Source organism: Paenarthrobacter sp. 4246 (genome assembly GCF_040546855.1).
Taxonomy (GTDB): domain Bacteria; phylum Actinomycetota; class Actinomycetes; order Actinomycetales; family Micrococcaceae; genus Arthrobacter.
In genome coordinates, this window is record NZ_JBEPOP010000001.1 from 501826 (window position 1) to 522361 (window position 20536).

The 20536-nt window shown below is 62.8% G+C and carries 19 protein-coding genes; 7 read left to right on the plus strand and 12 right to left on the minus strand.

Annotated features, from left to right (window positions below):
* Positions 1 to 29 precede the first annotated feature (29 nt).
* The 3 genes from ABIE35_RS02310 to ABIE35_RS02320 all read left to right on the plus strand — a co-directional run bounded on the left by ABIE35_RS02310 (position 30) and on the right by ABIE35_RS02320 (position 2482).
* Entirely contained in the window at positions 30 to 581 is a 552-nt protein-coding gene (locus tag ABIE35_RS02310; RefSeq protein WP_026267054.1) for a YceI family protein, read from the plus strand.
* A 180-nt stretch (positions 582 to 761) separates the two neighbouring features.
* A complete protein-coding gene (locus ABIE35_RS02315) occupies positions 762 to 1475 on the plus strand; it encodes a hypothetical protein (protein WP_354512254.1) in 714 nt (237 codons plus the stop codon).
* Between the two features lie 260 nt (positions 1476 to 1735).
* Entirely contained in the window at positions 1736 to 2482 is a 747-nt protein-coding gene (locus ABIE35_RS02320) for a hypothetical protein (protein ID WP_354512255.1), read from the plus strand.
* Positions 2483 to 2531: 49 nt separating this feature from the next.
* Here the strand turns inward: ABIE35_RS02320 and ABIE35_RS02325 are convergent, their stop codons facing one another.
* Positions 2532 to 3239: a redox-sensing transcriptional repressor Rex gene (locus ABIE35_RS02325; RefSeq protein WP_502921343.1), complete on the minus strand. Its 708-nt coding sequence runs from the start codon at positions 3237 to 3239 to the stop codon at positions 2532 to 2534.
* 73 nt (positions 3240 to 3312) lie between these two features.
* Positions 3313 to 3567: a glutaredoxin family protein gene (locus ABIE35_RS02330; RefSeq protein ID WP_354512257.1), complete on the minus strand. Its 255-nt coding sequence runs from the start codon at positions 3565 to 3567 to the stop codon at positions 3313 to 3315.
* 262 nt (positions 3568 to 3829) lie between these two features.
* On the opposite strand from ABIE35_RS02330, the gene ABIE35_RS02335 reads away from it, so the two are divergent.
* Both ABIE35_RS02335 and ABIE35_RS02340 read left to right on the plus strand, forming a co-directional pair.
* Complete coding sequence (locus ABIE35_RS02335; protein WP_354512258.1) at positions 3830 to 4678, plus strand: HAD family hydrolase; 849 nt, start codon at positions 3830 to 3832, stop codon at positions 4676 to 4678.
* Between the two features lie 742 nt (positions 4679 to 5420).
* The gene (locus tag ABIE35_RS02340; protein ID WP_354512259.1) at positions 5421 to 5789 is read left to right on the plus strand and encodes an endonuclease domain-containing protein; all 369 of its coding nucleotides are present in this window, start codon (positions 5421 to 5423) and stop codon (positions 5787 to 5789) included.
* A gap of 230 nt (positions 5790 to 6019) precedes the next feature.
* On the opposite strand, the gene ABIE35_RS02345 is transcribed toward ABIE35_RS02340, so the two are convergent.
* The 10 genes from ABIE35_RS02345 to ABIE35_RS02390 all read right to left on the minus strand — a co-directional run bounded on the left by ABIE35_RS02345 (position 6020) and on the right by ABIE35_RS02390 (position 14898).
* Positions 6020 to 6118, minus strand: a complete 99-nt coding sequence (locus tag ABIE35_RS02345) for a 30S ribosomal protein bS22 (protein WP_003792170.1) — start codon at positions 6116 to 6118, stop codon at positions 6020 to 6022.
* 164 nt (positions 6119 to 6282) lie between these two features.
* On the minus strand, positions 6283 to 6495 hold the full coding sequence (locus ABIE35_RS02350; protein WP_017199160.1) for a helix-turn-helix domain-containing protein: 213 nt from the start codon (positions 6493 to 6495) through the stop codon (positions 6283 to 6285).
* 213 nt (positions 6496 to 6708) lie between these two features.
* On the minus strand, positions 6709 to 7863 hold the full coding sequence (locus ABIE35_RS02355; protein WP_354512260.1) for a 3-deoxy-7-phosphoheptulonate synthase: 1155 nt from the start codon (positions 7861 to 7863) through the stop codon (positions 6709 to 6711).
* Between the two features lie 223 nt (positions 7864 to 8086).
* The gene (locus ABIE35_RS02360; RefSeq protein ID WP_354512261.1) at positions 8087 to 9118 is read right to left on the minus strand and encodes an acetylxylan esterase; all 1032 of its coding nucleotides are present in this window, start codon (positions 9116 to 9118) and stop codon (positions 8087 to 8089) included.
* 51 nt (positions 9119 to 9169) lie between these two features.
* Positions 9170 to 9874: a DUF1961 family protein gene (locus ABIE35_RS02365; RefSeq protein ID WP_354512354.1), complete on the minus strand. Its 705-nt coding sequence runs from the start codon at positions 9872 to 9874 to the stop codon at positions 9170 to 9172.
* The gene (locus ABIE35_RS02370) at positions 9874 to 10545 is read right to left on the minus strand and encodes a rhamnogalacturonan acetylesterase (RefSeq protein ID WP_354512262.1); all 672 of its coding nucleotides are present in this window, start codon (positions 10543 to 10545) and stop codon (positions 9874 to 9876) included. Before ABIE35_RS02370 ends, ABIE35_RS02365 begins: the two co-directional genes overlap by 1 nt.
* A gap of 41 nt (positions 10546 to 10586) precedes the next feature.
* A complete protein-coding gene (locus ABIE35_RS02375; RefSeq protein ID WP_354512263.1) occupies positions 10587 to 11459 on the minus strand; it encodes a carbohydrate ABC transporter permease in 873 nt (290 codons plus the stop codon).
* On the minus strand, positions 11459 to 12433 hold the full coding sequence (locus tag ABIE35_RS02380; RefSeq protein WP_354512264.1) for an ABC transporter permease: 975 nt from the start codon (positions 12431 to 12433) through the stop codon (positions 11459 to 11461). The genes ABIE35_RS02375 and ABIE35_RS02380 overlap by 1 nt, the downstream gene beginning before the upstream one ends.
* Positions 12430 to 13959: an extracellular solute-binding protein gene (locus tag ABIE35_RS02385; RefSeq protein ID WP_261609122.1), complete on the minus strand. Its 1530-nt coding sequence runs from the start codon at positions 13957 to 13959 to the stop codon at positions 12430 to 12432. The genes ABIE35_RS02380 and ABIE35_RS02385 overlap by 4 nt, the downstream gene beginning before the upstream one ends.
* A 225-nt stretch (positions 13960 to 14184) precedes the next feature.
* Entirely contained in the window at positions 14185 to 14898 is a 714-nt protein-coding gene (locus ABIE35_RS02390) for a YesL family protein (protein WP_354512265.1), read from the minus strand.
* A 332-nt stretch (positions 14899 to 15230) separates the two neighbouring features.
* On the opposite strand from ABIE35_RS02390, the gene ABIE35_RS02395 reads away from it, so the two are divergent.
* Both ABIE35_RS02395 and ABIE35_RS02400 read left to right on the plus strand, forming a co-directional pair.
* The gene (locus tag ABIE35_RS02395; RefSeq protein WP_354512266.1) at positions 15231 to 17333 is read left to right on the plus strand and encodes a DUF6807 family protein; all 2103 of its coding nucleotides are present in this window, start codon (positions 15231 to 15233) and stop codon (positions 17331 to 17333) included.
* Positions 17330 to 20491 carry a family 78 glycoside hydrolase catalytic domain gene (locus ABIE35_RS02400; protein ID WP_354512267.1) on the plus strand — a complete coding sequence of 1054 codons (3162 nt, stop codon included), beginning with the start codon at positions 17330 to 17332 and terminating at the stop codon, positions 20489 to 20491. Before ABIE35_RS02395 ends, ABIE35_RS02400 begins: the two co-directional genes overlap by 4 nt.
* Positions 20492 to 20536 lie beyond the last annotated feature (45 nt).

Sequence of the window (20536 nt, forward strand, 5' to 3'; positions counted from 1 at the left end):
CTACCAATCGATATAGGAGCAACACCATGATGACTCTCCCCGCTTCCGTCACCACCGGCACCTGGACCCTCGACGCTTCGCACAGCGAAATCGGCTTCACCGTCCGCCACGCAGGCATCAGCAAGGTTCGCGGCCAGTTCAAGGACGCTTCGGCCACCCTCGAGGTTGGCGAAACCCTCACCGATTCCAAGGTCAGCGCCACCATCCAGACTGCCAGCTTCGACTCCGGAGACGTCAACCGCGATGGCCACGTCAAGGGCGAAGACTTCTTCGACGTGGAGAAGTTCCCGGAAATCACCTTCGTGTCCCGCCACGTCAAGGCCAACGGCAACAGCTTCGACCTCGTGGGCGATCTCACAATCAAGGGCGTGACCAAGGAAGTATCCATCGAAACCGAATTCAACGGTGTCGCAGTGGATCCCTTCGGCAACACCCGCGCCGGCGTTTCCGGCGAAACCACCATCAGCCGCAAGGACTTCGGCCTCACCTGGAACGCCGTCCTCGAAGCCGGTGGCGTGCTGGTCAGCGACAAGGTTGTCATCAACCTGGAACTCGCCTTCATCGCGCCGGCCGCTGCATAGGCCCTCGCTCCTGAGGCGGATTCACCCCAACGGCGCCACCCACAGTCTCCGGCTGTGCGGGGGCGCCGTTTCGCTTTTACGGAAGTCACCCCGCAATTGTTCGGCAAACAGCCTGTATTTCCCTGCGAGTTGGCTCCGAAGTTCCTATGCAACCTACAACCTGCGGTCTACAGTGATGCCATGAGTACCCCAGACGAAGCACCACAGCCACAGCAGCCCGGCTCCCAGCCTCCGCAGCCCGGCAATGTTCCTCCTGCGGGTTACCAGCCTCCGCAGGGCTACCAGCCACCCCAGGGTTACCAGCCGCCGTCGCAACCGGGCCAATACTCACAGCCCGGTCCGGCCCAGTCCGGTCCACCGCAGGCAGGCCCTGGACAGCCCGCCCCGGGGCAGCCTGGTTTCCACTTCGAAATGCCCACTGACGGACCCCGCAACTTCAACGACGTCATGCCCCAGGGCGGATTCTCGGGAATGTTCAAGACCCAGGGCCTTCCCACCGAGCTGAAGGTTTCGTACTTCATCTGGGTGATCTCCGGACTCCTTGGCCTGCTGTTCGGGCTGATCGGATTCTTCGCGATCATTGCCCTCTTCGCGTTCGCACCCGGCGTTGCAGCCATCCTGCTGATCATCCTGATTCTCACCCTGGCCGTGGCAGCGGCGCAGGTAGTCCTGGCGATGAAGATGAAGGAAGGGAAAGAGTGGGCCCGCCTCGCCCTCACCATCGTGGCCGGCATCTCCTTGCTCCTCACCATTTTCAGTGCGGCCAGCGCCGGCGGCTCCAGCACGGGCCTTGGTAGCAACTGGTTCGGCTTCCTCGTCAGCGCCGTAGCCGTAGTTCTGATGTGGCTTCCGAATTCACAACTCTGGTTCAAGGCAGTCAAGGGTCACGCTTAGCGCTGACGCAACTGCCGTCGTCGTGCCTTATCGACGGTGTACAGGCTGAAGGCCGCGGTAAATCCTCTCGGATTGCCGCGGCTTTCATCATGAAGGCGTAAGCCAACATGATGATTTTTGCCGTGAGCCGGAAATACCTGCGTGGGATCACCTGCAGCGTCAGACCCGGGAGGTACGGTGGAAGCAGAACCACGCTGGGGGCAGGGTCATTTTGCTGATCCCGGCGGCCGCACCAGCAGTCGAACAAGCAAAGGAATGCCATGAGCAACCCTCCCTACCCGCCGTCAAACCCGGGCGATGCCAACCAGCCCGAGCAGCCGGGCACCCAGCCTGCCGCACCGCAGTACGGCCAGCAGAGCCCAGCCGCACCGCAGTACGGCCAGCAAAGCCCAGCCGCGCCGCAGTACGGCCAGCAAAGCCCAGCCGCACCGCAGTACGGCCAGCAGTCACCCACGTACGGTCAGGCTCCCGCCGCTCCGCAATACGGACAGGACACCAACTGGCCAAGCCAGCAGCCCGGTCCCACCGCTGTGCCGCCCATGGTCAACTACGCCTTCTGGATGATCGTCGCAGCCGGCGTTCTTTCCGCCATCAGCTCGCTCCTGTTGGCCACCACTGGTGCTGATGCCTTCATCAACGCCATGAACCAGCAGGCAAGCCAGCAGGGTACCGACATCCCCGCAGGGTCCATGGAAAGCATGCGCGGTGTGATCGGCGTCAGCGCCGTCGTCGGCGCGATTCTGGCCCTCGGCCTCTACGCCTTGGTCGCTTTCCCCGTCCGCAAGGGCAAGAACTGGGCACGGATCCTGGGGACCGTCTTCGCCGCCATCTCCGTCCTGGGCCTCACCGGCCTGTTCCAGTTCGGTGCCACCTACGGCATCCTGCAGCTCATTGTGATCCTGCTGGGAGTCGCGGCGATCGTCATGCTGTACCTGCCGGCGTCGGCCCCGTACTTCCGCAAGGCGCAGCCGTTCGGCAACCCTTACCAGAACCCGTACGGCCGCTAAACACTCAGAGTTCCAGACGCTTCAAGCGCGGGCGCGGACCCGGCGAAGGCTAAACAGCCTGGCCCGGTGTCTGCGCCCGTTGTGCGTGGTACGCCAAAATCTGCAGCTCCGTGGCCATGTCCACCTTGCGGAGGTTCACGTGCGGAGGAACCTGCAACAGCACCGGAGCGAAGCTTAGGATGCTCCGGATCCCGGCGGCAATCACGCGGTCGCATACTGACTGGGCTACGGTGGCGGGCAACGCCAGCACCACCATGTTGGTGTGGGTGCGTTCCAAAACCCGCTCAAGCTCCGCGGAGTCGCTGACGCGAAGCCAACCTACTTCGTTGCCGATCACCATGGGGTCGGCGTCGAAGATGGCTACAACGTCGAAGCCGCGGGACTCAAAGCCGCCATACCGGGCCAGGGCCTTGCCCAGGTTACCGGCGCCCACAATGGCGACTTTCCAGTCATGGGTCAGGCCAAGGGCGGCGGCAATGTGGCGGCTCAAGTACTGGACTTCATAGCCGACACCGCGCGTCCCATACGAGCCTACATAGGAAAGATCCTTGCGCAGGGTGGACGAGCTGACACCTGATGCTTCCGCCAACGCTTCGGACGAGACCCGCTCCACGCCTTCGGCCAACAGGGAGTTGAGCGCGCGCAAATAGAGCGTCATCCGGGCCACAGCCGCGGGCGGGATCTGCTTGGTGGCAGGTTCATTGTCCCCGGTTGCAGCCTCCGGGGACGGTTCCAGCGCAGTCACGGTATTCTCCATTGCGTCGCTTTGTTGTTCCACTCTATGACCCCCGGGCCGGACTCAACAAAAGCCATTACCAACGGGTAACCCTTCAGCCCTCCAGGGCCTTCTTGAGGGTGCGGGTGAGCCGTTCCTCGTCAATCTTCCAAAAATCACGCTGGATACCGTCCACCAGCACCACCGGAATTTCTTCCGCGAAACGCTCCTGCAGTTGGGGATCGCCGTCGATCCGTTGCTCCTTCCACTGCACGCCAAGACTTCTGGTGACACGCTCGACGGCGGCACGCGCCTCGGTGCACAGGTGGCAGTCAGCTTTGGTGAGGAGAACGACGTCGGGAATAGCCATGTCTCAAAGGTACCGGCCAACCCTCTCTCACATCCCCTGCCCTACCGGCCAACCCTCTCTCACATCCCCTGCCCTACCGGCCAACCCTCTCTCACATCCCCCGCCCTACCGGCCAACCCTCTCTCACATCCCCTGCCCTACCGGCCAACCCTCTCTCACATCCCCCGCCCTACCGGCCAACCCTCTCTCACATCCGCCGCCCTACTGTGACGCCGCCGTGCGTCCTCGAACGCTGACCGCGGCGATTGACTAGACTCAAGTCATGCCCGAGGAGAAGAACGCCGCCGTGGTCGCAGATGCCTTGGTGCAGAAGCCCGCTGCGCAGAAGGACAAAGTGCAGCAGCGCACGGGCGAAGCCGCCTTCTTCGACGTCGACAACACCTTGATGAAGGGCGCCAGCCTCTTCCACGTAGCCCGCAAAATGTACGAACGCAAGGCTTTCACGTTGTCGCAAGCGGCAGGATTCGCCTGGAAGCAGTTCAAATTCGTCATGCGCGGCGAGAACATGGAAGACGTCCACTCGGTCCGCGACTCGGCGCTTACCCTTGCTGCCGGCATCACCGTGGATGACATCAAAGCCTTGGGCGAAGAGGTCTACGACGAAATGATCGAGTCGCGGATCTGGCCGGGGACCAAGGCACTCGCGGAACAGCATCTCAGGGTTGGACGCAAGGTCTGGCTCGTCACGGCGACACCGATCGAGGTGGCCACGGTTATTTCCACCCGGCTCGGACTGACCGGTGCCCTTGGCACCGTGGGAGAAGTGGAAGGCGGCATGTACACAGGGAAACTCGTGGGCGACATCCTGCACGGACCGGCGAAGGCAGTCGCGGTCCAGCTCGTCGCTGATCGCGAGGGCCTGGATCTGGATCATTGCTGGGCGTACAGCGATTCCGCCAACGACATACCTTTGCTCACCATGGTGGGTCACCCCGTGGTGATCAACCCTGACGCCAAGTTGCGCCGGCACGCCCGCGAGAACAACTGGCCCGTGTACGACTTCCGTTCCGGTCGCCGCGCAGCAACGCTCGGCCTCAAGGCCGCCACAGTTGGCGGAGCGGTATATGGCCTGTGGCGGGGTTTCTCAAGGTTCCGCGGCCCCCGCATCTGACCTTCTCTCACATCCCTCGGGCTTGAGCCAACCCCTCTCTCACACCCCTCGGGCTTAAACCAAACCTTCTCTCACATCCCTCGACTGCCTCGCCGAGCCTGTGGATAACTTACGATGACTCAAGCGTTTCTGGGCGAGAATGCCAGATATGCAGAACGCGATGCCCCTTCCGCCCCGACTTACCAACGCACCATTCACAATTGCCGAGGCCAAGGCCGCAGGCCTGAAGCAATCGCACCTCTGGAATCGTGTAGGAATAGATGGAGTCAGCCGTGGCCTTTATCGTCCATCGGATTGGGATTTCGAGCTATCGGCGGCTGCAAGGTCGCTGTCGGCCGCAAGTCCAGGGGCATGGATATCCCATGTAACGGCTGCGAGGCTGCATGGTGTGCGCCTCCCACCGTGGCTGTCTGATTCCAATGAGTTGCATCTCAGTAAGCCGCGGCATCTCCCGTCCGTCCGCCGCAAGGGCGTCATCGGACACACGGTAGTGGCCTCCGCCGACGAGATAGAGAATTTTCAAGGCATCCGGATCAGCACTCGGTCGCGTACCTGGTTGGATCTTGCCAGACGCCTTCCGCTCGGCGACCTCGTCTGTATGGGTGACGAGCTCATTCGCAGACCCAGGCCGGACTTCGAAGAACGTGATACCCCGTTCACCACATTGGAGGCACTTCGCGAGATGGTGGGCAGGCACAGGAATCTACAGGGCGTCGTTAGGGCACGAGAAGCATTAGAGCTCATGCGTGTTGGCTCCGACTCTGCGCCGGAGTCACTGCTCCGCTTGGCAATGTTGGACGCCGGCATCCCCGAACCGGAGCTTCAGTTGCGCCTCCGGCCGGACGATCCATTTTCGCCTTCTGCGGACTTGGGGTTCCGCGGCTGGCGGGTAGCAATACAGTACGACGGCGGCCATCATCTTGGACGGGACCAGATATTTAGCGATCGGCGACGCGACAAGGCGTTCGAAGCAGCAGGCTGGACGGTCCTGAAATTCGGAAAGGATGACTTGGCGGACAACTTTTCTTCAGCCACGAAGAAGATCAAGAGCTCTCTCAGGTCAGCACGGCGGGATCCCGCGGTCAGTTCGGGTTTTTCCCGAGGGATGTGAGAGAAGAACCCCACCAAACCCGCGGGACGTGAGAGAAGAACCCCACCAAACCCGCGGGACGTGAGAGAAGAACCCCACCAAACCCGCGGGACGTGAGAGAAGAACCCCACCAAACCCGAGGGACGTGAGAGAAGAACCCCACCAAACCCGAGGGACGTGAGAGAGGGTTGGGGTGCAAAAATGCCCGCCACCTCGAGAGGCAACGGGCATTCACGCTTGATGAAGTATCTCTACTTCTTATTGCGGCGCTGGTGGCGAGTCTTGCGAAGCAGCTTGCGGTGCTTCTTCTTGGCCATACGCTTGCGGCGCTTCTTAATAACTGAACCCACGAAAGTTCCTTACAAACTAGAAGTTCCTGTCTGTTGGAACAGATCCGCGGAAGCAGACAAGTACAACTGACAGATTCTTACATTGACGTAAAACGTTCCTTAACAGAGTACCGCTTCAGAGGGGCACCCTGTGACCACGGTCCGCGGGACGGACCCCGGCAGCCTCAGGCGGTCTCGGATTGTCCGTCCACCACGGCACCCTTGAGGTACTGGGCAACGGCCTCTTCAGGAACCCGGAAGGAACGCCCGAACCTCACGGCGGGCATTTCCCCTGAGTGGACCAGGCGATACACGGTCATTTTGGAAACACGCAGGACGTCGGCCACTTCGGCCACCGTCATGAAACGCGCATTCGAGAAGTTAGTCTCTGCGGACATTTCCCATATTCCTTTGCTCTCAGCCGGTTAGGACACCCCCAGTAGAACGGTGTGCCGATGCTGAGCCATCAAACAACCATGTGCTAGATACTCTAGAGGCTGATGGGGCCAATGTGAAAGAGCCCGCAGCTCTGATCTCGCCATTTAGGGGGGTTCCCTGCCAGCAATCCGCGCGCACGTCATGATGCGCAGGGAACCCCCGAATCGGGCACGTTACGCCGCGACCACAGCCCTACGCTTCCGGGCCGAGGCTGCGAGCTGCTCCAGCACCGAGGCCGTGACATCCCATTCCATGCAGGCATCGGTGACGCTCTGGCCGTAAACAAGTTCCTGCTCCCCCGCAAGCTGCTTGGCGGTGTCCAGGTTCTGGGCTCCGCCCACCAGGAAGCTCTCCAGCATGACGCCGGCGATCGGCGAGGTCTCCCCGGCTTCGAGCTGCGCACCGATTTCCAAGGCAACCTCAGCCTGGCGGTGATGGCTCTTGCCGCTGTTTGCATGGCTGGCGTCCACGATCAGGCGCGGGTTCAAGCCCTTGGCAGCGAGCTTGGCGGTAGCAGCCGCGACATCATCCTGGGAGTAGTTGGGGCCCTTGCGTCCGCCGCGCAGGATCACGTGGGTGTCCGGGTTGCCGGAGGTGGCTACGAGGGCCGCGCGGCCGTCGTCGTCGATTCCCAGGAAGGCCTGCTCGGCGGCAGAGGCGCCGCAAGCGTCAATCGCCACCTGCAGGTCACCATCGGTGCCGTTCTTGAAGCCGATGGGCATGGACAGTCCGGAGGCGAGTTGGCGGTGGATCTGGCTTTCAGTGGTGCGCGCACCGATGGCTCCCCAGGAAACGAGGTCAGCCATGTATTGCGGGCTGATCGGTTCGAGGAACTCGGTGGCCGTGGGCAGTCCGAGGGCGGTTACCTGCTTCAGGAATCCACGGGCTGCGCGAAGGCCGGCGGCAATGTCGTGGCTGCCGTCCAGGTGGGGATCATTGATGAGCCCTTTCCAGCCGACCGTGGTGCGGGGCTTCTCGAAGTAGGTCCGCATGACGATCAGCAGGTCTTCCTTGTGCTTCTCCGCTTGGCTCACCAAACGGCGGGCGTATTCGAGCCCGGCCTTGGGATCGTGGATGGAGCACGGGCCAACGATGACCAGGAGGCGGTCGTCCACACCGTCCATGATGGCGCGGACCTGGTCGCGGCCGCGGTCGACGACGGCTGCTGAGCGGGCATCCAGCGGCAACTCGGCGATGAGGTCCTGGGGCGCCGGAAGCGGCTCGAAGCGTGCCACCCGAAGGTTGGAGGTGGAAGGATGCGCGGCGTCAGCGGCTCCCGCGTCAGGGGATTCGAGCGATTCGGTGGGTTCTGCAGCGATGCTGGTCATGTCTGGGTCCTGTTCCGGGATGCGGAGCGGGCCCCTTTTCAGAACCCGCCGGATATGGCGAAGGGCAGAGAATGATCTCTGCCCTGTTGGCTCTGAAGGAAAGTTGGATGCGTGTCAGTTAGACGCGGGCCCCTCCAGAGCCAACGAAAAATACGCATACCAACGGTTTGTCATAGCCACACCATAACCGCGGTTCTTCACACCGGGCAAATCGCGTCCGCCATCATGACAAATGTTTGCGCAGGAACTGCAACTGCTTGATCCAGTGGTGTTCCTGGCCGCCCTCATGGTTGTTGAAGCGGTAGACCTCGATGTCCTTTTCGGGCGCACCGCCGGGCGCACCGTCCGGGGCACCCGAGGAGCCGGTGCCGTAGCTGTTGTAGCTCGCGAAAACGGTGGACGGAGGGCAGATGTCGTCCATTTGCGCAGCGGAGAACAGTGCAGGAACGGTGGCGGCACGGCCCAGGTGTACGCCGTCGAAGTAGTTCAGGACGGCCAGGGTGGGCTCATACTTTTCGCGGTGCCGGCCCAGGAAACCGGCGATCTCCGGGTAGGGCCCCCGTGGGGTGATGTCAATGGCGCGGGGGAAGTCCTGCAGGAACGGGACGTCGGGCAGCGCGGCGATGACGCCGTCGAGTCTTCCAGCCGTCAGCCCAGCGGCGGCAACAGTAATGCCGCCACCTTGGCTGACACCTGCCAGGACTACCTTGGAGGGGTCGACGGCGGGATGGCTCTGCGCCGCTTCTACGGCACGGAACGCGTCCACGTACACCCGTCGGAAGTAGTAGTTGTCCTGGTGGTCGGCACCCCGCGTCATGAGCCCGGCATAGTTGTTTCCACCGGCTGACGGGTGCGGATCCGGAGTGTCGCCCGAGACGCCACCGTAGCCCTGCCCGCGGGTGTCCATGATGAAGTGTGCGTAGCCGGCCTGGGCCCACCGGGTGTTCTGGTTGACCAGCCCGCGGCCACCGGAGTAGCCAATGTACTCAACTACCACGGGAAGCTGCTGGCCCGGCTCACGGTGTGCCGGCAGGTGCAGCCAGCCCTTGATGCGGTTTCCCCCGAAGCCGGCGAAGGACACATCGAAGGTGTCGATCACTGAGAGGTAGTTGTCCACGGGTTCGAACACAGCATCAAGCGGCAAGGCCCTGGCCTCGGTGATGGTGCGGTCCCAAAAGGCATCGAGATCTGCTGGCGGGACCACGTTTGAGGTGTAGTCGCGGAGCTGCTCAAGGGGAAGGTCAAAGAGGGGCATGTGGACATCCTACGTCATGGTTTCGTGTGCGCCATCACAGGGCGTCAGGGGCTACAGCTGGCTGATGGAGAGGTTCCTGTAGGCGGCTTTCAGGGGTGCCATCTGGCGAATTCCGAAGTAACCGCCCCGGAGGGGTACGTCCGCGGGATCGGTCCATTCAAAGAGCAACAGCTGGTTGATGGAGAAGGCTACCCGAGGGCCGTCCTTGATCACTTCCATGCGATAAAACCCATCGGCATCCCCGGTGGGTGGAAGCGGGTCGGCTCCCTGCGCCACGAGCTCGAAGCCTGCGCTCTTGCGGAGATTGCAGGTTCGGAACGCGCGCTCGGAAGCGTGCTTGTGCCGGAAGTAGGAGACGTGGAGGGCGTCCATATCTCCCGAATGGTACTGCGGATAGAAGCCTGTGCGGGGCGCCAAAGTCGGAGAGAACAGATCTTCGCCCCTGTGGCCGGCGGCTGCGAAGAACACCATGGCCAGGCCGGGCTCCTCCAACGGGAGGAACTCCCACGAGATCCTCACGTGATCGGGAAGTTCCTCCGGGCACCAGAGCGTCCAATGCGCGTGGTCGCCGTGCTCCTCCGCATCGAGGGAGCCCGACAGGACCAGAGCGGTGTTGCCGTCGCCACCCGAGACCGGGCCGCCGTCGTCGTCCGTTCCCAACTCGTCCGTTCCCAACTCATGCGTTCCGAACTGAACCGGCCCCTCTGCCACCCAATCAGCCACATCCGCAGGACCCCGCAGCGGGTTGCAGTGCATCACGCACGCGCCCCCGCGCTAAGGGTCGCAGACAAACCGTAGCCGAGGGATTCCAGGTGCTCCGCCACGAAGGCAGCGATCCGCCTGGCACCTTTCTTGTGGAAATGGGTGTTGTCCTCCAGGCCACCGGCCCAGTGTGCGTGCTCGCCCGGTGCGAAGTGGAAGAAGAGCTCCTTGGAACCTTCCTCCCCCAGTTCCTGGTAGAGCGAGCGCGTCCACTGATTGAGGTCGATAACGTCCAGGCCGAGCTCCAGGCCAAGCTCCCGGACCACCACAGGGTAGTCCCCCAGTGTGACCTCCAGCTGCCCGTCCGAAAAATGCCTGCGTTCCACTGAGGTGCACAGGATGGGAATGCCGCCCTTGCTGCGGACCTCGGCCACCATGCGCTTGAGGTTGTCGGTGTAGCCCGTGCGCGCGGCCAGGTGTTCACGTTTCTGGTCGTTGTGCCCGAACTGGATGAGCACCAAATCTCCGTGGACAGTCTGGTTGATCAGTTGATACCAGAGACCCTCCTCGCGGAACGACTCCGTGGTGGCACCGCCCTTGGCGTAGTTATGGACGGCAGCCCACCAGTAGGTTTCGGGCGCAAGGTGGGCACCCCAACCACTCATGGGGTACTCGAAACTGGGGCAGGCGGCAACGGTGGAGTCGCCCGCGAGGAGGATTTTCATGGGTGTCCTTTCAGTTGATGCGGCGTGAAGCGGAACCGCGCTTAGCCCTTGACGGAACCGATCAGCATGCCCTTGGCAAAGTGCTTCTGCAGGAAGGGGTAGAAGATCAATATGGGCAGCGTGGCCACCACGATCACGGCGAATTTGATGCCTTGTTCCGGCGGGATATAGGAGGGATCCACGTTGCCGGTACCCAGGAGGTCCGAGGCAGCCGTGACTTGGCGCAGGTACATCTGCAAGGTCCACATGTTGTTATCGCTCAGGTAGAGCAGGGGTGACATGAAATCGTTCCAGATCCCCACCGCGTAGAACAGCGCGAACGTGGCGAGCACCGGCTTGGACAGCGGCAGCAGAATCCGCCAGAGAATCCCGATTTCCGTGGCACCGTCCATCTTGGCGGATTCTTCCAGCTCCTGAGGGAGTTCCTGGAAGAAGTTCTTGATGATGATCAGGCTGAACGGGTTGATGGCCGCGGGCAGGATCAGCGCCCAGTAGCTGTTCAGCAAGCCCAGGTCTTTGACCAGCAGGAAAGTGGGAATCATGCCGCCGGAGAACACCATGGCGAAGACCACCAGGGACATGATCAGCTTCCGGCCCCGAAGGTTTTTCTTCGCCAACGGGTACGCCATGGTGACGGTCAGGATGAGCTGGATCAAGGTGCCCACCAGCGTCACCAGGACGGTGGTGATGAGTGCCCGTGTGAAGGCGGGGGTGGAGAAGATGTACTCGTAGGCGCCCAGCGTGAATTGCTCGGGCCAGACGAAGAACGCCCGCCGGGTGATCTCGGCCTCGTTGGCGAAGGACCCGGCGATCACGTAGACGAACGGCAGCAGGGTGATGACGCCTACCAGGCTCAGGAAGACGTAGTTTGCGGCGTCAAAGACCCGTCCGCCGCGGGTGTTATGAATCTTCATTAGAACAGTCCGCTCTGGTTGAACCGCTTGGACAGCCAGTTAGTGCCGAAGATCAGCACGATTCCCACGAGGGACTTGAAGAGCCCGACGGCGGTGCTGTAGCTGTAGGCGCCCTGGGTGATGCCCACGAAGTACACGTAGGTATCGAAGACGTCGGCCACGCTGCGGTTGAGTGCATTGGTCATAAGGTAGATCTGCTCAAAGCCGGTGTTGAGCATCTGCCCGATGGCCAGGATGAGCATCACGATGATGGTGGACCGGATGCCCGGCAAAGTGATGTGCCAGACGCGACGGAACCTGCCGGCGCCGTCGATAATCGCTGCCTCATACTGGTCCTGGTCCACAGTAGCCAGCGCGGCGAGGAAGATGATGGTGCCCCAGCCGGTGTTCTTCCAGATTTCCTGGAGCACGATCAAAGGCCGGAACCAGTTGGGATCGGACAGGATGTCCACGTTGGTCCCGAACAGCCCATTCACAAACTGGAACAACGGTCCGATGTCCAGGGCGAAGAGCAGGAAGCTCAGCGACGCAACAATGGTCCAAGACAGGAAGTGCGGGATGTAGACGAGCGTCTGGACGGTGCGCTTGAGCACCGAAAGACGGACTTCGTTGAGCAGGAGCGCCAGCACGATGGTGAGCGGGAACGCGATGCCCAGGTTCAGGAACGCCAGGATCAGCGTATTGCCCAGCAACCGGGGAAAGTCCGGGTTGGCGAAGAAGTCCTGGAAATGCTGGACACCAACCCACGGGCTGCCGTTGACGCCAAGGAACGGGACGTAGTCCTTGAAAGCGATGGACACGCCGTACATGGGTCCGTACCGGAAAATCGCGAAGTACAGGACTCCGGGCAGCAACAGCAGATACAGCCACTTGTAATGCGCGAAGTGGACGGCGAACCCGCGCCGCCGCGCCGGGGCGGGCGGCATGGTGGCCTCCCGCTCCGAGGCTTTGGCTTCTGCAACCGGGGCTGTCACTTCTTGTTTTCCTGCCAGAGCTTATTAATTTCTTCCTTGACCTTGTCACCGCCGCTGGTGTTCCACAGCTTGATGGCGTCCTTCAGGCCCTGCTCGTCGGTCTGCCCGGCGAGGTACTTGATGCGGGCGTCGGCCACGATGTTGTCCAACTGCGCGCCCTTGGCAACGTAGGTGGGCGAGACGAAGGCAGCTGCCGGGTTGTACACAGCGCTCTTGAGGTCCTCGGCCATGACGGCGACGCGGTCATCGAAGACCTTTTGCTCGTACTCGGAGGCCTGCTTGACCGGGTAGAAGTTGTTGCCCGTGACGTTGGTGCCAAGCTGGGCGAAGCTCTTGATGTCAGTGTTGACCACCTTGCCCTCCGGCGTTTCAGGCTTGATGGTGGCGGCCAGGCCCTCTTCCAGGGTGAAGTTCACGCCCTCGATGCCGTTGTTCATGAGCACGGCAACTTCCTTGCTGTTCAATTTGTCCAGGAAGCTGAGCACGTTCTTCAGGTCAGCCTCGGTCTTGACACTGGACTTGGGAATGGCCAGGAAGCCGGAGTACCCGTCGGTGGGGTGGGCGTGCAGTTCGCCGTCCGGTCCCTTAAGGCTGCCTACGAAGCCCACTTTGTTCTCAAAGTCGTTCGGGTTGGCCTGCTTGAAGAGGTTGATCAGAACGCTGACGCGGGAGTCAACGTCCACGATGATGCCGCCCTTGCCGTTGAAGAACGGTTCGTTCCACTTGGTGCCGTCGAACGTGGCGAAATCGGGGTTGATGAGTTTCTCGTCCACCATCTTCTTGATGAAGCGGTTGGCTTCGAGGAATTCGTCGGTTTCGAAGCTGGGGACCAGCTTGCCGTCCCGCTCGGTCCAGCGGTTGCCGGCGCCGTACCAGGTCTCGATCAGGTCATACGGGCTGTTGGTTCCCAGCGCGCCCCATTTGGGGATGGTGATCCCGTAAGTGTCGTTCTGGCCATTTCCGTCCGGATCCTGTTCGGTGAACGCCTTGGCGACTTTGTAGAGGTCTTCGGTGGTTTCGGGCGCCTTCAGACCCAGCTTGTCCAGCCAGTCCTGGCGGAACATGACCGCTGCACGGATCGGGTTGCGGCCACGGTAAACACCGTAGACCTTGCCGTTGACGCTGGCGTTCTGCTGGACCTCCGGGAAGGTGGTCTTCAGGTTCGGATAGTCGTTGAGCTTGTCCGTGAGGTCCCAGAAGGCGCCCGCCTCGGCGTTCTTCACGAAGCCGGGCGTTTTGCCCTGGACCACCAGAACGTGCGGGATTTCCGAGGAAGCCAGCGTGATGTTCATCTTGTCTTCGTAGGACGCGTTGGGCGTCCAGGTGATGTTGACGTCCTTGCCCGTGAGTTCCTCAAGCTTCTTCTGCACCGCGCCATCAGCTGTTGGCGGCTGCGCTTCCAGGAACGGCGCCATGATCTTGACGGAGGAAAGGTCCGACGCCGGGGCTTCGCCGCCACAGGCGGTGAGCGCCAGGGCTGCGGAAACGACGACGGCGGCGGCCAGCGTGTGTTTTCTACGGATCATTTTCTTACCTGCTCCACTTCATCGGGGTTGGTCTCTTTCGACTCTTGGTTTGACGGCACACCTGGGAACCTTTTGAGGCTCCAAATGTGCTGGCCATGCTCATCTTGATACGTTTCATTAGTCCTCGCGCCAGGATCGTTCGGAACGAGTTCACTGCTCCCTTGGACATCGAGGGAGCGGTGAAGGACCGGCGGCCCGCTCAAAGCGGGGCGGATGCGGTTGAGTTCAGGCAAGGCTGGCCTCCTTACTGCGGGTCATGGTGGAAACAGGGCCGACGGCGGCGGCGGACGGTGCGCTGGCGGCAGCCGCGTCGCCGTCAGCGGCTGACATCGCCTCGTCGTTGGCCGTGAAGAACCGGTCACAGAGCCACCCCGTGGCATAAAGCCATGCACCAATGCCGAAGAACGGAATCAACCCCGGAACCGACCGGCACACGAACAGGGCTGCCGCTGTGATGAAAAGGAGAATCACAGTTCCCGCCAGATGACGCATCGCAAAGCGTGAGGACATCAGGAAGTACTGCGGAATGGAAAGCTCGTAGCGGGCGAACATCGGGAACAGGTAGCAGGCCGCGCCGGCGGCAAAGAGGGCAGCCATAAGGATTCCTGCGGAAGCGATCTGCGAGCCGAAGTCCCAGCCTGCAGAGAAGTAGCCCCAGTTCAGGGTCAGGGCGACACCCACGGCAAGCAAGGGCAAACCCAAGGCATTGCCCTTGCCGAAGTTCTTGAAGTACTCCTTCACGAAACGCCGCATCAACGGCGCGGCATTTCCCCGCACCTTGTCGCGGACCAGGACGTGGGCCGCAGCGGTGCTGGGACCGATTCCCAGGACAACTCCACCGAGGACAGTGAAGGCAATCCACAACACGTTCAGGCAAGCTATCCAGACGAGCGTGTCGAAGAGCGTGTACGCACGGAAGCCAAATCCACCAGAGGCCACGGCACTCCCCTTTCTCCATCGTTGCAGATCAGGCCCGCGTGACTGTGAGTGGCGACAATTGAGGAGCCTCACTACAGCCACCGGGCCGGTCAGTTGGGGTCGGCCCACGTGGGCCATGTCACTAAGTAAACGCTTTCCCGTCAACTTAGACGCTGGGCGAGGGTTGAGTCAAGATCATTCTTGAATCGTTACATTTACCGGGCAGCCGCGCTACACTGGGCGAAAGCCGGAACTGGGAAAGCGCTTGCTGGGTATAGCCTGAACCCGCCGGATACTTACGCGAATACCCTGACGACGGCGTCACCGCCTTGCAGCGCCAGCAGAGGAGAGCCATGGACACCCCTTCCATCGAGTCCATCATCAGCCCCGACCCGCATCGGGCTGCACCGGCACCCCGGACGGCACCCGCACCCCATACGGCACCCGCCAGAATTGCCCTGGTGGGAGTCCATGGCTTCGGAGCACACCACCTCCACAACCTCCATCGGCTGAGCGCGCAGGGTGTGGTGGAACTCGTTGCCGTGGCGGACCCCAATCCCCCGTCCGCTGGTGCGTTGCCCGGGACCACTGCTGTCCACGAAAATCTGGATTCGCTGCTGGCCGGCGATCACCACCCGGACGTCATCATCGTGGCTACTCCTATTCAGACCCACGCCCCACTGGCTTTGTCCGTCCTGGCGTCCCATTCCCACCTCTATCTGGAAAAGCCTCCGGTCGCTTCCATGCAGGACTTCCTCCGACTCAAGGAGGCCGCAACCGCAGCCGGACGCAGCGTACAGATCGGTTTCCAGAGCCTGGGCTCCCATGCATTGGGCGCTTTGGAACAGCTGGCCAACGGCCAAGCCACGGAAGAACTTCCCGGCATCGGCACGCTCAAGGGCATCTCCGCTACCGGCCGCTGGGTCCGCGACCGCGCCTACTACAAGCGCTCGCGCTGGGCGGGCAAACGCAGCCTCGACGGCGTGGATGTGGTGGACGGCGTCGCAACCAACCCCTTGGCCCACGCGATTGCCACTGCCCTCCGCATCGCCGGAGCCCGCCAGGCAGAAGACCTGGCCTTCGTGGACACGGATCTCTACCGCGCCAACGACATTGAAGCGGACGATACCTCCGTGATCCGCATGAAGACCGTCAAAGGATTGCCCATCACCTGCGCCCTCACGCTGTGCGCCACCGAATCCGTGGAACCGTACGTCACGCTTCACGGCACCGAGGGAACAGCGGTGTTCCATTACACCGAAGACCGCGTCACGGTCCGAACCGAAGCCGGTGAAACCACCCATGTCTTCGGGCGGGACGATCTCACGGAGAACCTGCTCCAGAACCTGAGCGAGGGCACCGCCTTGCTCAGCCCGTTGGATCACAGTGGCGCCTTCATGCGAGTCCTTGAGGCCATCCGAACAGCCGAAGCTCCTGCCCTGATCCCATCGGAATTCCTGGCGTGGGTGGGATCCGGCGATCAAGCCCATGCAGTGATCCCCCGCATCGAGGACATCCTGGAACGGGCCACGCTGTCCCACGCAACGTTCTCCGAACTCGGCCTGCCGTGGGCCCGACCAGACGCAGCGGGCTCCCAAGCTCTCTTCGCCCCCGCTGCGGATTCTGAGGGTGCAGGCGATGGTGATCCCAGGGAGGAAGATCCCGCCGCCATCTTCCGCAGTGGAAGCGAGCTCGACACGGCGTTGTCGCCGCGGCCTTACCTTCATCCGGTGACCACCCGCGGCGGCATTGTGGTGACAGACCACCTTGCTTCGGACCACGTGTGGCATCTGGGCGCCGGATTCGCACTGCAGGACGTCAACGGCAGCAACTTCTGGGGCGGGCGCAGTTATCGCCGGTCCGCAGGAAAATACGTGGACCTGAACGACCACGGCACCATCGGGGTCATCGAAATCACCCACGGACCGGACCACTCAACCGCGGACCTTCACTGGCTGGCCGCCGATGGCAGCTTGCTCCTGGAGGAGCGTCGCACTTTCCGTCGTTCGCTCATCACCCCGCGAACGTGGCGGTTGGACATCACAACAGAACTCACCGCGGTCGTGGATGCCGCGCTGGGTAGTCCTGGATCGCACGGCGCCGCGGGAAGTGGCTACGGCGGCTTCTTCTGGAGGCTTCCTGTCAATGCATCTCCACACGTGTTCTCCTCCACAGCCGAGGGCGAACCCGCCGTACATGGTTCAGTGACGCCGTGGCTGGTGTGGACCGGGGAGTTCGACGGCGGGCCGGCCACGTTGGTGTTCGGCGCACCGTCCGAGTCCCCGGACCCATGGTTTGTGCGATGCAGCGGCTACCCAGCCGTGGGTTCGGCGCTGGCGTGGGACACCGCAGTCGAGTTGGCGGCGGGCGAGTCACTGACCCGTTCGGTAGCAGTGTGGATCAGTGATGGAATACTCGACACTCCTGACATCGAGGACTTGGTGTCAGCTCGATGAGTTCCAGCGCCCCGGCATCACCACTCCTCGCGACGAGCCTCACCGTGGAGGGCAAGACGCAGTGCCTGATGGCCCCGGCACGGCCCAGGTTCGCTTGGCTGCTGGATGCCGATCCCTCCGCAGACGCCGGGCAATCGTTCCAAGGTGCGTACCGGCTCCGGGTGATGGACCGTGCCGGCACAGAAGTGTGGGATTCGGGCACTGTCATCACGGAGCAGCAGCACCACCAGTCCTCCACAGTCCCCGAAAACAGCCCCCGCCTCATCCCTGACAGTGATTACCAATGGACCGTCCAGCTCACGGACTCCACCGGCACTGAAGGGGAGCCGAGCGCTCCGGCGCGTTTCAGCACTGGGCTCTCCGAGTCGGGAACCAGCGGCTGGAACGCCGAGTGGATTCATCGTGCCCCGGGTGGCCGCGCGCCGCTGGAACTGGTGCAGGGTTTGCTGCGTGTGAGTGGCTCGCCACATCTTCCGTGGCCCGTGTCAGCCAGCGGCAGCACGGTGATCACGGCGCGCTTCCGCTTCCGTCTTGGTACTGCCGGAATTCTCCTCCGCAATCAGGGACCCGGAACCGGGCTGCTGCTGGAACTGAGACCCAACCGCACAGCCGTCCTCCGGCAGGCTCCAGATTGGGAGATCGGCGCCATGGCTGCGCCTGCCACGGAGGCACTGGCCGAAACCCCGGCCTTCGAGGCAACCGCAGTTTCACGGGCGGGCGCCGCTCCCCACGACGGCTGGCAGGACCTGGTGGTCACCGACAACGGGCAGCGCATCACCGTCACCATTGACGGAACCACGGCCTTGGACTCGGACGTCGCAAACACCGGGGGCACGGGCATCGCCTTCCACCAAGGACCGCGGAGCCAGGCTGAATACCTCTCCCTTGATGTCCGGAGTGACGGGAAGACCCTTTTCAGCAGCGACTTCACCAGCCCGGGCTCACTGGCTGACTGGACCACCACCACTCCCCTCCGCCAGCCGGACGAGTGGACCCTCGCAAAAACCACCGTCAACCTCAAGCGTCCCGTGGTCCGAGCCCGCCTCTATGCTGCGGCGAGCCACCACGCCGCGTTCACCCTCAACGGCGCTCCCTGCCTGGAGAGCACCAACTTCGGCTACCCGGGCGAACACTTTTACAACGCCGCCGACGTCACTGACACACTGCAGTCGAGCGGTACCGCCGCCCTGACCGCCGTCGCGCATTGGTACGGTCCGGGCCAGGGCCGCGCGGCCGGCCGCCCTGGTTTGCTGGCCCAGCTGACGGTGGAGTACGACGACGGCACGCAGGACGTGTTCGGATCCGGGCCGGGGTGGCTGGTGGCAGAGGGTCCCTACCGCCAGAGCGGGTACCGCAACGATGAGGGTGACCCGGTGGAGCACTTCGACGCGACCGCGTGGCCGGAGCCCAAAGACTGGCAGCCTGCGCTTTCATTCGGAGCCCATCCCGTCCCCGCTTTCCCGGTCCTCAACCCCAACCACGCAACCGTCGCGCGGAACCATGCTCCCGCCGTCGGGATTTTCACGGCCGACGACGGCACACCGGTGGCGGACTTCGGCACGGTGATCCCGGGGCGCCCCGTGGTGGAGTTCCTTAGCGGCACGCACGGGCGGACCGTCATGCTGCGTGCGGGATACAACCTGCTGGCCAATGGCCGTGTTGACGCGGGAAAAACCGCGAGCCAGAACACGGACATGACCTTCCCTTGCACGCAGAAGGACGGGCCGCAGCGCTATGAAGCGGCTGTGCACTTGGGGTTCAGGTACCTTGAACTACCCGGTGTGGACAGGGGGGATCTCGGGGCGGTAGGGGCAACGGTCATCCACGCCGAACACCCGGCCGAGGGCAGCTTCCACAGTTCCGACGAGACCCTGAACCGTGTCTTCACGCTCCTTCGGGACTCTGCGCTGTTCGGTGTGCAGGAACAGTTCGTGGACACACCCACCCGCGAGAAAGGCCAGTTCCTGGGCGACGCCGTGAACATCTCCTACGCCACCATGGCGTTGTTCGGGGAGCGTCACTTCACCGCCAAGGCCTTACGTGAATTCGCTGGCTCGGCGAAACGCTACTGGGACTCGCCGCAGGAAAGGGGCCGCTACAACGCGGTGTATCCCAACGGCGACGGCAAGCGTGACATCCCCGATTTCTCGCTCATGATGCCCGAATGGGTGGATGACTACTACCGGCTCAGTGGTGATGACGCGCTGGTCCAGGAGCTCCTCCCCTGCCTCCAGGAAACGGCCGGGTACGTGCTCCGGCACATCCCAGGCAATGGTCCCACCGCAGGGTTGGTCACGGACCTTGGCGGCGGTGCGGGTCCGTACCTCCACGGAATCGTGGATTGGCCGGCGCCGGGCCGCTTCGGCTACGACATGGACTGCGCGGCGCGCACCACGGTGAACGCCCAGTCCTGGTCAGTGCTCGACGCCGTCAGCCGGCTGTGCGGGTTGGCAGGCCTTGCGCCCGAGGCCGCGCGGTACAAGGAAGCGGCGGATGAGCTGGCGGAGCATATCAACACCCGTCTGCGCGTGGACGGCGTGATGGTGGATGGTTTGTACGCCGACGGCCGGCCGAGCCTGAGTGCCTCACAGCATGCGACGTCGTTCCCGTTATCGCTGGGCATTACACCCTCCGTGCACGCGGCCAAGGACGCTGAACGCATCGCCGGAATGGGCATGCGGCAGGGCCCCATGACGGTGCACCGGCTGTTCCGGGCATTGCTTTCGCAGGGGCGCGTGGACGCTGTCCTGGATCTCCTTACGGAGCCAGGCCAGCCCGGATGGGCACGTTGGCTGGAAGCCGGCGGGTCCTTCACCTGGGAAGCCTGGGAACTCGATGAGGGCAGCGACTACAGCCAGTCCCACGCCTGGTCCGCCTCCGTGACCCGGGAGATCCTTGAGTACCTCCTCGGTATCCGGGTGACAGGGCCGGGCGCGACCGCCGTCGTGATTCAACCTCCGGTGTGCCGGCTGGAACGGGCTGCGGGCAGCGTGCCTACGCAGCGCGGAGTAGTTGCCGTTTCCTGGCAGCGGACGGCCGACGGCATGGAGCTGGAGTGCAGCATTCCCGCGGGCATTACGGCCCAGGTGGTGCTACCGGACCGTACAGTTCCAGCCGGACCTGGCACATGGACGTTCGGCCCGCGAGGTGGCATTTAATGACAATGTTCGTCGTCCGAACTGTCATTAAATGCCACCTCGCGG

What these genes read in the sequence shown, in the direction of transcription:
- ABIE35_RS02310 (WP_026267054.1), top strand. Translation starts at nt 30, where the DNA reads ATGACTCTCCCCGCTTCCGTCACCACCGGCACCTGGACCCTCGACGCT.
- ABIE35_RS02315 (WP_354512254.1), top strand. Translation starts at nt 762, where the DNA reads ATGAGTACCCCAGACGAAGCACCACAGCCACAGCAGCCCGGCTCCCAG.
- ABIE35_RS02320 (WP_354512255.1), top strand. Translation starts at nt 1,736, where the DNA reads ATGAGCAACCCTCCCTACCCGCCGTCAAACCCGGGCGATGCCAACCAG.
- ABIE35_RS02325 (WP_502921343.1), bottom strand. Translation starts at nt 3,239, where the DNA reads ATGGAGAATACCGTGACTGCGCTGGAACCGTCCCCGGAGGCTGCAACC.
- ABIE35_RS02330 (WP_354512257.1), bottom strand. Translation starts at nt 3,567, where the DNA reads ATGGCTATTCCCGACGTCGTTCTCCTCACCAAAGCTGACTGCCACCTG.
- ABIE35_RS02335 (WP_354512258.1), top strand. Translation starts at nt 3,830, where the DNA reads ATGCCCGAGGAGAAGAACGCCGCCGTGGTCGCAGATGCCTTGGTGCAG.
- ABIE35_RS02340 (WP_354512259.1), top strand. Translation starts at nt 5,421, where the DNA reads ATGCGTGTTGGCTCCGACTCTGCGCCGGAGTCACTGCTCCGCTTGGCA.
- ABIE35_RS02350 (WP_017199160.1), bottom strand. Translation starts at nt 6,495, where the DNA reads ATGTCCGCAGAGACTAACTTCTCGAATGCGCGTTTCATGACGGTGGCC.
- ABIE35_RS02355 (WP_354512260.1), bottom strand. Translation starts at nt 7,863, where the DNA reads ATGACCAGCATCGCTGCAGAACCCACCGAATCGCTCGAATCCCCTGAC.
- ABIE35_RS02360 (WP_354512261.1), bottom strand. Translation starts at nt 9,118, where the DNA reads ATGCCCCTCTTTGACCTTCCCCTTGAGCAGCTCCGCGACTACACCTCA.
- ABIE35_RS02365 (WP_354512354.1), bottom strand. Translation starts at nt 9,874, where the DNA reads ATGCACTGCAACCCGCTGCGGGGTCCTGCGGATGTGGCTGATTGGGTG.
- ABIE35_RS02370 (WP_354512262.1), bottom strand. Translation starts at nt 10,545, where the DNA reads ATGAAAATCCTCCTCGCGGGCGACTCCACCGTTGCCGCCTGCCCCAGT.
- ABIE35_RS02375 (WP_354512263.1), bottom strand. Translation starts at nt 11,459, where the DNA reads ATGAAGATTCATAACACCCGCGGCGGACGGGTCTTTGACGCCGCAAAC.
- ABIE35_RS02385 (WP_261609122.1), bottom strand. Translation starts at nt 13,959, where the DNA reads ATGATCCGTAGAAAACACACGCTGGCCGCCGCCGTCGTCGTTTCCGCA.
- ABIE35_RS02395 (WP_354512266.1), top strand. Translation starts at nt 15,231, where the DNA reads ATGGACACCCCTTCCATCGAGTCCATCATCAGCCCCGACCCGCATCGG.
- ABIE35_RS02400 (WP_354512267.1), top strand. Translation starts at nt 17,330, where the DNA reads ATGAGTTCCAGCGCCCCGGCATCACCACTCCTCGCGACGAGCCTCACC.